The organism is Paenibacillus pini JCM 16418, assembly GCF_000576305.1.
Lineage (GTDB): Bacteria > Bacillota > Bacilli > Paenibacillales > Paenibacillaceae > Paenibacillus_AQ > Paenibacillus_AQ pini.
Genome location: NZ_BAVZ01000001.1, coordinates 623955 through 635992, shown reverse-complemented (window position 1 = coordinate 635992; position 12038 = coordinate 623955). Strand labels below are relative to the sequence as shown.

Annotated in this window: 17 protein-coding genes; 5 read left to right on the top strand and 12 right to left on the bottom strand. The window is 42.0% G+C overall.

Annotated elements, in window-relative coordinates; all coding sequences use genetic code 11:
- Nucleotides 1-589: 589 nt before the first annotated feature.
- Together JCM16418_RS03040 and JCM16418_RS25405 are read left to right on the top strand one after the other, a co-directional pair.
- Nucleotides 590-1195 carry a hypothetical protein gene (locus JCM16418_RS03040; RefSeq protein WP_036645929.1) on the top strand — a complete coding sequence of 202 codons (606 nt, stop codon included), beginning with the start codon at nt 590-592 and terminating at the stop codon, nt 1193-1195.
- Nucleotides 1196-1427: 232 nt separating this feature from the next.
- Complete coding sequence (locus JCM16418_RS25405; protein ID WP_081765301.1) at nt 1428-1700, top strand: hypothetical protein; 273 nt, start codon at nt 1428-1430, stop codon at nt 1698-1700.
- Between the two features lie 275 nt (nt 1701-1975).
- On the opposite strand, the gene JCM16418_RS25485 is transcribed toward JCM16418_RS25405, so the two are convergent.
- The 5 genes from JCM16418_RS25485 to JCM16418_RS03020 form a co-directional block, all read right to left on the bottom strand.
- Entirely contained in the window at nt 1976-2086 is a 111-nt protein-coding gene (locus tag JCM16418_RS25485) for a YjcZ family sporulation protein (protein WP_206777784.1), read from the bottom strand.
- Nucleotides 2087-2208: 122 nt separating this feature from the next.
- Nucleotides 2209-3015, bottom strand: a complete 807-nt coding sequence (locus tag JCM16418_RS03035) for a glycoside hydrolase family 25 protein (protein ID WP_052020014.1) — start codon at nt 3013-3015, stop codon at nt 2209-2211.
- A 215-nt stretch (nt 3016-3230) separates the two neighbouring features.
- Nucleotides 3231-3449, bottom strand: a complete 219-nt coding sequence (locus JCM16418_RS03030) for a helix-turn-helix domain-containing protein (protein WP_036645927.1) — start codon at nt 3447-3449, stop codon at nt 3231-3233.
- An 88-nt stretch (nt 3450-3537) separates the two neighbouring features.
- Nucleotides 3538-4191: an SGNH/GDSL hydrolase family protein gene (locus JCM16418_RS03025; RefSeq protein WP_036645925.1), complete on the bottom strand. Its 654-nt coding sequence runs from the start codon at nt 4189-4191 to the stop codon at nt 3538-3540.
- Between the two features lie 61 nt (nt 4192-4252).
- Nucleotides 4253-4843, bottom strand: coding sequence for an HD domain-containing protein (locus tag JCM16418_RS03020; protein ID WP_036645923.1), 591 nt, complete (start codon nt 4841-4843; stop codon nt 4253-4255).
- A 213-nt stretch (nt 4844-5056) separates the two neighbouring features.
- Between JCM16418_RS03020 and JCM16418_RS03015 the strand changes: the two genes are divergently transcribed.
- Nucleotides 5057-5728 carry a tetratricopeptide repeat protein gene (locus JCM16418_RS03015; protein ID WP_036645921.1) on the top strand — a complete coding sequence of 224 codons (672 nt, stop codon included), beginning with the start codon at nt 5057-5059 and terminating at the stop codon, nt 5726-5728.
- A 105-nt stretch (nt 5729-5833) separates the two neighbouring features.
- Here JCM16418_RS03015 and JCM16418_RS03010 read toward each other — a convergent pair whose 3' ends face one another.
- From JCM16418_RS03010 to fabF, 5 genes are all read right to left on the bottom strand, one after another.
- Nucleotides 5834-6466, bottom strand: a complete 633-nt coding sequence (locus JCM16418_RS03010; RefSeq protein ID WP_036645919.1) for a GDSL-type esterase/lipase family protein — start codon at nt 6464-6466, stop codon at nt 5834-5836.
- 270 nt (nt 6467-6736) lie between these two features.
- Complete coding sequence (locus tag JCM16418_RS03005; RefSeq protein ID WP_036645917.1) at nt 6737-7177, bottom strand: GNAT family N-acetyltransferase; 441 nt, start codon at nt 7175-7177, stop codon at nt 6737-6739.
- Between the two features lie 92 nt (nt 7178-7269).
- A complete protein-coding gene (locus tag JCM16418_RS03000) occupies nt 7270-7989 on the bottom strand; it encodes a class I SAM-dependent methyltransferase (RefSeq protein ID WP_036645915.1) in 720 nt (239 codons plus the stop codon).
- A 92-nt stretch (nt 7990-8081) separates the two neighbouring features.
- On the bottom strand, nt 8082-8540 hold the full coding sequence (locus JCM16418_RS02995; protein ID WP_036645913.1) for a zinc ribbon domain-containing protein: 459 nt from the start codon (nt 8538-8540) through the stop codon (nt 8082-8084).
- A gap of 100 nt (nt 8541-8640) precedes the next feature.
- Entirely contained in the window at nt 8641-9894 is a 1254-nt protein-coding gene (gene fabF / locus JCM16418_RS02990) for a beta-ketoacyl-ACP synthase II (protein WP_036646158.1), read from the bottom strand.
- A 133-nt stretch (nt 9895-10027) separates the two neighbouring features.
- Here fabF and JCM16418_RS02985 point away from each other — a divergent pair, with 133 nt between their 5' ends.
- On the top strand, nt 10028-10885 hold the full coding sequence (locus JCM16418_RS02985; protein WP_036645911.1) for a helix-turn-helix transcriptional regulator: 858 nt from the start codon (nt 10028-10030) through the stop codon (nt 10883-10885).
- 25 nt (nt 10886-10910) lie between these two features.
- Nucleotides 10911-11222, top strand: coding sequence for a hypothetical protein (locus tag JCM16418_RS02980; protein ID WP_036645909.1), 312 nt, complete (start codon nt 10911-10913; stop codon nt 11220-11222).
- Nucleotides 11223-11319: 97 nt separating this feature from the next.
- Here the strand turns inward: JCM16418_RS02980 and JCM16418_RS02975 are convergent, their stop codons facing one another.
- Both JCM16418_RS02975 and JCM16418_RS02970 read right to left on the bottom strand, forming a co-directional pair.
- Nucleotides 11320-11514 (bottom strand): YwbE family protein, encoded by a 195-nt coding sequence (locus JCM16418_RS02975; protein ID WP_036645907.1) that lies wholly within the window; start codon nt 11512-11514, stop codon nt 11320-11322.
- Between the two features lie 27 nt (nt 11515-11541).
- Nucleotides 11542-12003 (bottom strand): MarR family winged helix-turn-helix transcriptional regulator, encoded by a 462-nt coding sequence (locus JCM16418_RS02970; protein WP_036645905.1) that lies wholly within the window; start codon nt 12001-12003, stop codon nt 11542-11544.
- Nucleotides 12004-12038 lie beyond the last annotated feature (35 nt).

Here is a 12038-nt window from a genome sequence, read left to right as displayed (position 1 = left end):
CATCAAACGAATGTCGGTAGACAACCGTGGAGAAGACTTACGTTTCCCCATAAGCTCTTCGTCCGGTTTCTCCTCTCCCATGATGGGGCTCTCGAAAGAGAGTCCCGATTTTTTGCGTTCATAGAAGTGATAAACGATAAATTTTTCCTATATTCATTATATTTGAGTGTTGTGGGAATAAAATAATCTTAATCACATCTAAGGGGTTGAATGCATGCTTAAATCATTTATTCATAATAATTCTCTTATTATATTCATCATCGTATTATTGATATTATTATTTATACTTGGTCTACTCGCTTATAACTGGTTTAGAAACCTTTTGCTTCAATAATTACATACTCAACAAGCTTAACAAAAACAAAGCTATTCGCTTTTTTTATTCAAGCGAGCTTCGTTTGCAAGTATAGGCATAGAATAATAAAGTAACAAATAATGTAGATATAAAGCCCCCCACAAAGTGCCCGTTTGAAGAATAAGGAGCGTTGTTTCGTTGTTATAACCTTCATATTGAGGTCCTACCTATTCCAATCTCTCCCACGTTCTGATAGACTTCTGTTGTATCCCATGGGTTGAAAGGGGGATGAACGTGCAACCAAAAACACCTTTCAAGGTTGTATATTTAATCATTGCCGCTTCCATTGTGCTGACATCTTGTGCTGATGCCAATCCCGTGCCGATTAAAGCACAAAAGAACGCTGATGCATGGCCTAATTCGGATATTACTCTCCATTCTGTTCGCAATGTCCTTATCAAAGCTGTAGGACCAAGCGTCATTCCTGTAGCAGAGGCTCAAGAAATAGGCATTGAGGGAGCAAATAATAAAACAATTACTGTTAATCTACGCACCGAAAGTATGGACGACCCAGATGAGTGCATGCTGAATGCAGCTCAAACTTTAATTGAATACGGGCGTTTATTGTTTGCAAACAAGGGGATCGAAACGGTTGAGGTCTGTCTCGTTGGTAATCCCAACCCCCAAAGCAGTAAGCGAAGCAAAAAAGAATTAGTCCGTATTGCCATGAAACGTAGTGATGCCTTAGTGATCCTAAATGCACAAAGACAAGAAGAACCCATACAAGAGGATCAGTATCATGATATCTATACCTCTGCAAGTTGGTATAAGGTTCATCCAATAATTTATAAATCACTTCGTTACAAAGGGAATTTAAAAATGAGAGCCTATAAAAACTAAATATCTATAAAAAAGTACCCTGCCGGGGTTGTGAGCCGGCAGGGTTAATTCCGTACAATATATTAAAAGGGGGTTATATTTATATAATATACAGATCTAATATGAATGAAACATTAACTCAGTGTTACCCCAGTATTAAATTTTTGGATAAGCCTATTTTTATAGATAGGGGATCATGAAGTGTTCAGGGCGCATACCCTGTATTATTCATATTTCCCTAGGAGGAATTCAAATGGCTTATTCGCCTTATTCATATCCTTATCCTTACTATCAGTACCCCGGCTCCTATCCACCTCTTCCTTATTCTTATTACCCGTCTTGGTCCTATCCATACGGATACGGTGGCTTCCCAGGAGTTTACCCTGGTTGGGCACCGGGTGGTCCCGGAGGTCCTGGCGGGCCACATGGCGGACCCGGGGGTCCTGGCGGGTCACATGGTGGTCCCGGGGGTCCGGGTGGGCCACATGGCGGACCCCGAAGCCGAGGGCAACGAGTATTACGCTGACTTATCCCTGGCAAATGAGTTTTCCCGAAAGTAAAGATACCTTCGGAGTCGCAACTCCTTAGCTGAAAGATTGATGAACAAGAAGAAGCAGGTCAAGGTGAGATTATCCTTGACCTGCTTCTTGGTATGTCTGGATATCATGGATTGGGTGATCATGCACATACAACCCAACTTGCTTCTACACCGAAAAGGGTTGCCCCTAGCCATAAGTATGGCTTTTGGGACAACCCTTGTTTTTTGATACTCATCTGTAAAAGTAGGACTTTTATATTAAATTAAAGCCAGAAAGAACGGGTGATGATAACCAACAAAATAAAGAGCACCAGAATTGCACCTGTTGATGTGAACGGGTTGCCTCCAAAACCATAACCTCCAACTTCGCTCATTCCATTACCCCCTTTCCCATTAACTTACTTTATAATATGTGAATCTTAAAAAATCGGACTAGACTCATCTCCCCATCCTTAGCCCATTTCAAACCAATCGCTGTATAGGTTTCTCGCAAGTTTTAATTTTTATCTGAAGATTTATCAACGTACTTCGCTAGAATCGTTCCAAGTGTACCAATATCAATCGGATCTTGTGCTTTCCAGTCTTTACTAATTCCTGCGTGGTCTATAAGCCACTGTCTTCCGCCTTCTTTCCATGCAGGTGCCTGGCCTTCAGGATTAGAATTCGAACCATTAGCAGCCGCCATTAATTCCGCCTCGCTTCCTTTATACTCATTTAAGTCAACATTTCCACTAATTCCAGCTACTTTGCCTTTATCCGTGTACTGCATAAATTCCCAAGAAGTCCATCCACCTTTATTAGGAGGTACACTGCTGCTGTAATAGGCATACCATAAGGGAATGTCTCCAAGGGACTTATCCAGTGAAGTGTCTATAAAATTAGGAAACGTATACAACATAAGATTCCGGCCTGTCCGCTGTTTAAACTGCGTTGACCATTCCCGAATAATTGCTGAAATATTGCTACGGGAACCGCCTTCCTTCGTTTCCATATCCAATACACAAGGAAGTTTGAGGGAATCAAATCCCCCTCCGGTATCAACCATTTGGAGAAAATGATCCAACTCAGCTCGCACATCCTCTGGTTTCGCTGCTCTTGTGAAATGGTAAGCTCCTACTAAGACCCCTGCTGCTTTGGCTCCTTGTACATTGGCCTTGAAACGGTCATCCACAATTTTAGGTCCTTCAGAGGCTTTGATGAAAGCAAAAGAATATCCCGCTGCCTTAACCTTCTTCCAATCAATAATACCCTGCCAATGAGATACATCGACTCCCTTAGCATGGGTAGCGCTGCGGCTCTGCAATGAGACCACCTCCCTAGTTAGCCATTCAGATCTAAATCTATATCCTATCGTTGGTTCCATATATTCATATGTTATCCACTCCATAAAATGTATAGACAATATGGCCAAACCTGTAAAATATGCGAACATCACGATATGTAAAAGAATGTTTAACGCAAAAAAAGAAGCTCATCGGAGCTTCTTACGAGGTTTATTAGGAACTGTCCTAGTCTGTGTTAAGAAGACAAGTTCTCTTTAGAACGTCCCCGTTGATCCATTAATCCGATATCCCCTTGCTCTCGGTATTTACGCATCCATACCTTCAGCCTTCCTATGTCTGCAATTTCCAAAGCAACGGCTACCTCTTTTTTGGTCATACCCTGTAAACGCATTTCAACGGCTTTCTTCTTGATATCCCAACTATAAGAGCAAAAAGTCTGTCCCTTCTTGGCCAAAATGATCACCTCAACCTATTTATCGGTGAAAGAGATCATTTTCACAATATCAAACACAGAAAATACATACTTGTATACACATCATTTTTTACAATTCAAATTGTATGGCCTTCAAAAATTCGCGAGCAAGCGTCATATGTCCCCGCTGACCCGGGTGTACGCGATCCCAACCGATCGCTAGAGAGGACAAGTATACATGCTCAGAAATTGCATCGAAAGCTGCTTGTGTATCCACTAATATAGCATCAAACTCATCTGCTATATTGCGCATCGCGGAGCGATAAACATCCATCGTTGCCCGCATGGGATCATCTTCGTTCGGCTCTAAATAATAAGGTGTCATTAAAATGAGACCTTTTAACAAAGGACGAGTCAAGGCGAGGAGTTCCTTCAAAGTTTGTTCATATTCCGTTAGATATACATGGTACGCTGGATTAAGCGGCTGATCAAACTGACGCCATACATCATTCGTGCCAATCATAATCGACAGCCAATCCGGTTTCAGATCGAGTACATCTTCCTGCCAGCGCTGCTTCAAGTCCCGGACCGTATTGCCGCTAATACCAGTATTCAAAATTCGTATATTTCGCTCAGGATACACCGCATGGAGTAGCGCATCGACCTGTGCAACATAACCGTTACCCAACTGACCGAATCCACCTTCGCCTACTGGACGGTTGCGCCCGCAATCCGTAATTGAATCCCCAATAAATAATAATGTGTCATTTGTGTTCAACTTCATCCCATGCACTCCTTTTCGTAAGTTCACCATAAAAGTAATATTATTCTAGCACAAAGGATGATTATGAGCGTATATACCCTTGCCGTACGGCATCAGCCATAAGTTTTTCTATGTGTTCATAGAGCTTAGGCATATCCTTACGTAGAAATTGAATCCTTGCCAGTACCTGAGTAGAACGGACATCATGTGCTTTCCATGAGCGTCCTTGCGTGTAGTAATTATGGAGAATCGGCTGAATTCGGTCCATTGAAGCTGCATAAAGTGCTTCTATCGTTTCTCTTTCTTCAAACTCCAGCCAGAGTAACATCATTTCATCCCGTTGTTCTTTAGGTAGTAAACCAAAAATTCGTTTAGCTGCCGCCTGCTCTCTTTCAAATTTATCTTCATGACCCTTCTCGTCGTAAGCGAATGTATCGCCTGCGTCAATTTCCACGAGGTCATGCACAAGTAACATTTTCATAACACGAATTAAATTTACTTCACTCGGTTCAATATACTCCTGCAACACCCAAGCCATTAGCGTAATATGCCATGTATGCTCGGCGTCATTCTCACGGCGTGTTTGATCCATAATATAAGATTGGCGAAGCACGGATTTCAGCTTGTCCACCTCGCGGATAAACTCGATCTGTTGCTGCAAACGTTCGCTCATCACAAGTCCCTCCTTATGTATAAAACTGAACATATCATATCCCTAATCGATGAATAAAAGCTAGCTTGATACCTACCCATATAGATCCTCTAATTACCGAAATTAACATAAAAGTTAATATTTATAATTTACCCATACAAGACAAAATCTCCATATGATATAATAAATTGATTATTTTTACTGTTGGTAGGTACATGATCAAGGAGGACGTTTATGATTAAAATTTTTGGTTTTTTATTACTTTGGAGACTTGTAGGCAATCCCTTTCTGGCTATATTTATTCTACTTGTCATTGTTTATTTCTTGGATCGCCGCTATGTGGGTATCTTTCCAAGCATAACGAAACCTTTTAAACGGATGGGTAAAATATCAAAATTGCGCTCACATATTGCTATGAGTCCAAACGATGTGTCTTCGAAGTATGAATTAGCTCGTCTACTTATGGAACGTAAGCAATATCAAGAAGCTTTGGGATTACTTGAATCCATTCAATCACGGTTTGAACAATCCGCAGAATTTTGGGATGACCTCGGAACGGTTCATTTAAGATTAGGGAATACCGACAAGGGAGAACAATACATACTTCAAGGTCTCAGCATTAACCAACGCGTAAAATATGGACAGCCTTATCTGAGATTAGCAGAAGTATATAAGTCACTGGACCAAGATAAAGCAATGAATTATGTACATCAATTTCAAGAAATTCATTCCTCTTCCAGTGAAGGGTATTACTTGCTTGGATTGATGTATAAATCACTTGGTCGAGCAAGTGAATCTAAGGCTGCTTTTCAGGATTCAATTGATAATTATCGTTCGTTACCTAAGTATAAGAAGCGCCAAGAACGGAAATGGGCCGTACGTAGCATGATCAATAAGATGAAGTAGCTTCTTGATAAATTGAAGATTGAAACGAAACTTTCACTAAAAAAATAAGCCGGACCTATAATGGTCTGGCTTTTTAATCTTTATCTTTATACGCCATTTTCAAAATTAAGAAAGTGGACGATAACCTAAGCGGTTAAGTTGATCCGCAATGACACGATAACCTTTTCCATTCGGATGAATATGGTCAATCGATAATAATGCTCTTTCCCTTCCAGCAAAGGCCGAAAATATTTGGGCTGTCGCAAAATTATTGCTATAGAACCCATCTAGATACTGGTTATACTGCTGTACCCAGTAGGTTGCTTCCTCCACCTGAGGATATGGATTATATAGACCAATAGCGCGAATAATATACGGCTGATTGGTTCTAGCCTTCAATTGATAAATATTTTTCATAATACCCGCAAAATTATTCTTGCACTCTGAAAGCGCCTTATTAAAATGCGGATATAGATTTGTACCGGGAGCGGTTCTAGCAGCGCGAATCAAATCATTACCTCCAATGGATATAGTTATGATTTGAGCTTGTTGCAATGATTGGCGAACCATCGGATTGGAGCTGACATGCTCATAGAGTCTCGATGAGGTCAGCCCGTTTATACCTAGATTCTCATAGGCGACAAACGACTTCACATGCCGCTCCACCATCCCGCGGTATACTGGTGCGAAACCATTACCCGGCATGGCCCCAAAACCGACTGTCAACGAATCACCGATCGCCGTATATGGGTAGACCACAGTGTTCAACCTCCTTCATACTACTAACCTAGATACAACAGTATATGAATCTTCTATCCAGTGTGAAACCGGACAAAGAACGAGATTTCTTACTTATATTATAAAAAACGGTAGACCTACACCCATATGTACATAACAAATAGAGCCCCGTATATGCATATACGGGACTCAGGTCATACGTTTATTCGACTAACCATCGGCTCTTCTAATTAAGCCTCTATGCAATGCTTCATTTCAGGGAGACCCCATAGGTGCCTACCACTGCTCTGACTAAGCGTTATCGATGTTGTTCTCGTCTTCAATCTCATATACACAACGGAATCGTTCGACACCTGGGAAAAGCTCGCCCAAGCTTTGTACTTCAAAACCAATGTTGCGGTAAAACTGTACGGATTCTTCATCCGTTTCGGCGATGACCCGCAGAGGTTTCTGATCCGTCATCAGCTCTAGAATCATCCCTCTACCATAGCCAATTCCACGATTCTCGGGAATGACAGCAATATGGTGAATGATTAAGCTATCTTCTGAGCGTTCGAAACCGATCAAGCCGATAAGCAGTTCTTGATCTTCAAAGCCATATAACTGCATATTGTCTTGGTTCTCATATTGCGAAATCGCCTTTTCAACAGACTGATCATCCGGAAATACCGTATATGAAATCAGTTCCGCTACTTCAGGTTTACGTATGTAGGCTTTAATGTTGAGTAGCATAAGTTACCTCCAAATATGTTCTTCCACGGTATATACCGTTTCGTAACTGTACCTGTTTAAGCAGATAATTTCAAGCGGCTCATATCATTTCCTTACTGAATTTTCTGCGCTACATACGTAATTAAGTTGCACCGGAAATCGATATTACGCTCGTCTTTAACTTCCTCAATACTTTGCGCATCTGTATTTTTAATTAACACTTTCCAGTCTTCATACTTTCGATCCAGCATCGCGAGTGCTTCCTCAGATTTCTGGTTTAATTCAATCAACCCGGGAGTACTATCTCCGGTATCTCGATCAAATTCTTCCACATCTGTACTCATGGTGATACAGTGAATCCCACCCATTTTTGTTCCAGCCTTCATCGTATCCAGCTCTTGCTCAACGGCTTCCTTAGAAGACGTATGCTCGAGACATGAACAAGCAATAATGAAATCATAAGCATCCTCAGGAATCGGATAGTTCTCCACATCAGCAGCTTCAGCTTCAACTAAATGCTCTACTCCGAATTCCTTAGCATTATTACGTAACATTTCTACGGCATCATCAAGCAGGTCAACACCCTTAACGCGGCTTAAGGTTCCCTTTAGACGTTCAGCCACCGGAATTGTATTCCGCCCAACACCACATCCCAAATCCAGTACCTGAAGCTCGTCTTTATGAAGAAGCAGACGTTCTAACATTTCCATGACCACAGGTCCGGGTTCTGCCATCCAAGTTCCCTCTTCAAAAATCTCATTGTCTTCATAAAATTGTTGATGATAGTCAGCTTCCGATTGTCTAGCTGCTTCAAATTGTTCATTCTGATCCATTGTTGGACCTCCTCAAAGTAGATTGTCTATTTTAGATATACCCACATGAAGTGAAATCCAAATCCATCATTGTAAAATAATGAAGTACAAAGTCAGAGGAATAAACGAATATAGAACAGACCGAATTCAAGTATGCTCAAGAATATCCCTAGAAGCATCAGCATTTTGCCCGAATACTGCTTGTCTTGCTGGTCACTAAAAAGAGCTAATCCGCCTATTACAAGTCCAGCCGGTGGGAAAATTAGCGTCGATACAATAAGTAAAGTAATCCCTACAGCATCTAAATGAAATATGGATGGGTTAGAAGGGGAAGTATACGGTTTTGTTATGACAAGTTGTAGCACAGATGTACCGCAGTGTTTGCATTTATTAGTGCCTGTTTGGAGCGTCTCTCCACAATGTTTACAATGAGCACTGACTTTTCTAGCACTTTTATATGAGTTATGAATACCTACTACCTTTACATCTTTTAATGAGTTACCACAAACGACACATCGTGAGGCAAACTCTAGATTCGAGTCACCACATTTCCGGCATATTTTAACGGCCATTTAACACACCTCTCATCTTTGCAGTACTACAGTAATCATAACATATTAAGGTAAATGATCCCATAAATACCAACCAAAAAAAGGTAAATTGCCGTTAAAATCAATACGAAAATGAGTCTACTTCATACTTTTGAATCACAATAACCGCATTATGTCCACCAAAACCAAATGAATTAGACATCCCAATCTGCATGTTCACATGGCGTGCATGATTAGGTACATAATCAAGATCACAGACAGCATCCTTCTGCTCCTGATTAATGGTCGGTGGAATAATTCCCGTCTGCAGTGATTTAATCAGCGCAATGGCTTCCACGCCTCCGGCAGCGCCAAGCATATGTCCTAACATCGATTTATTAGCTGTTACTGGGATCTGGTAGGCCATGTCTCCGAATAACCTTTTAATAGCTTCCGTTTCGGATCTGTCTCCTACTTCAGTACTTGTTGCATGGGCGCTAATTACATCCACATCCTCTGGCTTTACCCCTGCTTCATTTAATGCTAGCTTCATAGCCTGATAAGCTCCCGTTCCTTGAGGATGTGTAGCGACCATATGATAAGCATCCGATGAAGCACCATATCCAGTGACCTCAGCGTATATACGTGCATTTCTTGCTTTGGCGTGGGTCAAAGATTCAAGGATAAGAATTCCTGCTCCCTCAGCCATAACGAATCCATCCCGCCCTGCATCGAATGGACGGCTCGCTCCTGTTGGGTCATCATTACGAGTAGAGAGCGCAGTAGCATTGCCGAAACTAGCCATCGCGATTTCAGTTACCGCCGCCTCTGCACCGCCGGCAATGACAACGTCTGCACCACCTGCACGGATTAGCCTGAATGCTTCCCCAATTGCCGTATTTCCTATGGAACATGCCGTAACGGGTGACATCGCTGGACCTGTTGCACCAAAGCGAATACTGATCATGGCAGCGGCCATATTCGAAATCATCATAGGTACAAGCAGTGGACTTACCCGCTCTGGACCTCTGGTATTTAGCATATCCTTTTGCTGCATCAAGGTTTGTATGCCGCCAATACCCGATCCCACATACACGCCTGTTCGTTCTAAATTAAGTTGCGCTAGATCAAGTGCTGAATCACGCATCGCATCCTCTGCAGCGGCAACAGCAAATTGGCAGAATCTATCCATACGCCGAGTTTCTTTTCGACCAAAACGTGCCTCCGCATCAAAATCACGTACAATACCACCAATTTTGGCTTTATATCCATTCGTATCAAAAGTATCAATATTAGTTATGCCAGATTCCCCTTTAATAAGTGCTTTCCAGAAGGTATCAACCTCGTTACCCAAAGGAGAAACTAGACCTAATCCTGTTATAACCACTCTTTCCATCATTACAGTTCCTCCTTCTAAAATAAGTATGGTATGATCTTTCCACATTCTTTATCCTATTACAAGTTGTTGTTTATCCTAGTATAATTAATACTATCCTATGTATCCTACCGGAAGGAGTTTAATATAAGGCATGAATCATGAGGCCAGATTAAAAGCATTATCTACCTTTTTAAAGTTGCAAAGAGCTAAAATTCAGCCTCAAGCTGCTGGTTTGCCACAGGGATCACGCCGAAGAACACCCGGACTGCGTAGAGAAGAGGTAGCACAGCTAGCTGGCGTTAGTAGCACGTGGTACACTTGGCTGGAACAGGGACGGGACATCAAAGTGTCCTCTTCTGTTCTTGACTGCATTGCGTCTGCGCTCCAATTAACAGGGGATGAGCGTAAATATTTATTTTCACTAGCGATGGAGACAAGCAGTGCAGGTGTAAGCTTAATGGAACAACCCCAAGCCCAAATCAGTCCTTCATTGCAAAAAATATTGGATGAGCTGCGCTTTTGTCCTACCATCATTTCAGATCGTCACTGCCAGATTGTTGGATGGAATGAAGCTGCTTCACATGTGTTTTTGAATTTTAAGGAGATTCCAGTCGAAGATCGAAATATGATCCAGCTGTTGTTTACACGTAAAGAATTCAATCGGCTTGCTGTCAATTGGGAGCATTTTGTCATGGGATTTCTGTCTATCTTCAGGGCTTACTATGGTCAATATGTAGAAGATGAATGGTATGATACCTTTGTGAAACAAATGGAAGCTGCAGATCCGCGCTTCTCAGCTCTGTGGCAGCAAAGCCAGGTCAGCTCAGCACCGGAAGTTTTAATTGAATTCAGACATGCCAAGGTTGGCAAAATGCTGTTTGACCTTACATCCCTGCAAGTGCAAGGAAGCTCGGATTTAAGATGCAGCATATACACACCTGCTCCTGAATCCTCCACTGAAAGTAAACTAACTCGGTTGATGGACCGCTCAGGCCCTTCGGCCCTATAACCATCATAATTGGGGATGAACAGATATGGCCTTTGGAATACATCGCAATGAACTGAATATGTGGAAAGAAGCCGTTAATCGGGGTGAAATTGCCTATTTGACGCATTACTGGCTGGATAAGAGGTTTCCAGGAATGAAAACAGTAACCAAGGTAGGATGTTCGGACTTAGCTCGTCTAACTGCGTGGTGTATTGCTCATGACTTGCCGCCTCAGTATATTCATAACCGTTCACCTTTTCCTCATTTCGATCTCATCGGGCCTAAACAAATTGAAATATTGCGGCAAGAACAGGTGTGGGACCAGTTAGAGCGATTTCAACTGTTAACCCAAGCATAATAATTAGATGAGACTATATATTTTCATAAAAAAAGACAGCCCATGTTCCGCTAACATAGCGGATCATTGGGCTGTCTTCGTATGACGAACACAAGCATTATACAAAAATCTCCTGCACACGGCCGACCTGACCGTCCGTCAACCGGACTTTAATCCCGTGCGGATGCTTAGGTGAATTGGTAAGAATGTCCTTCACGATACCTTTCGTCCGTTTACCCGTTGGTTGATCCTGTTTCAGGACGATAGCGACTTCCAGACCGGCACGGATATTGGAACGAAGTTGTCCATTCATCGTTGTTCACCTCCCTCATGATGCTGTTTAAGCTTTAGACTTAAATTTGTTCTCAGCCGAAAGACCGAGCTTTCGTAACAATTCGACCGCTTGTTTCTTCTCATCCATGTCTAATTCGCTAACCGCGTCCACTAGTACACGCTCATGCTTTGGAAAAATACTTTCGAAAAGCGTACGCCCTTCCTCCGTCAAATCGGCAAAAATAACTCTACGATCTTCTGGTGAAGCCTTGCGTACAAGCAGATTCTTGTTCTGCAATTTATCCGCTACATAGGTAATATTTCCACTTGAAATCAGCACTTTCTCGCCAATTTTTTGCAGCGGTTGCGGGCCTTTGTGAAACAGTAAATCCAGCACTCCAAATTCCGTTGAATTCAGTCCATAACTCTGAATATCACGGATGGAATGCGCAACAACGGAGTTATAAGCACGAGCAAGAACAATAAATAATTCCAAAGACAACTCATCATGGCTTGTTCGATCCTTCACAATGAAACCTCCAAACGTACTATCTTAATATAAAG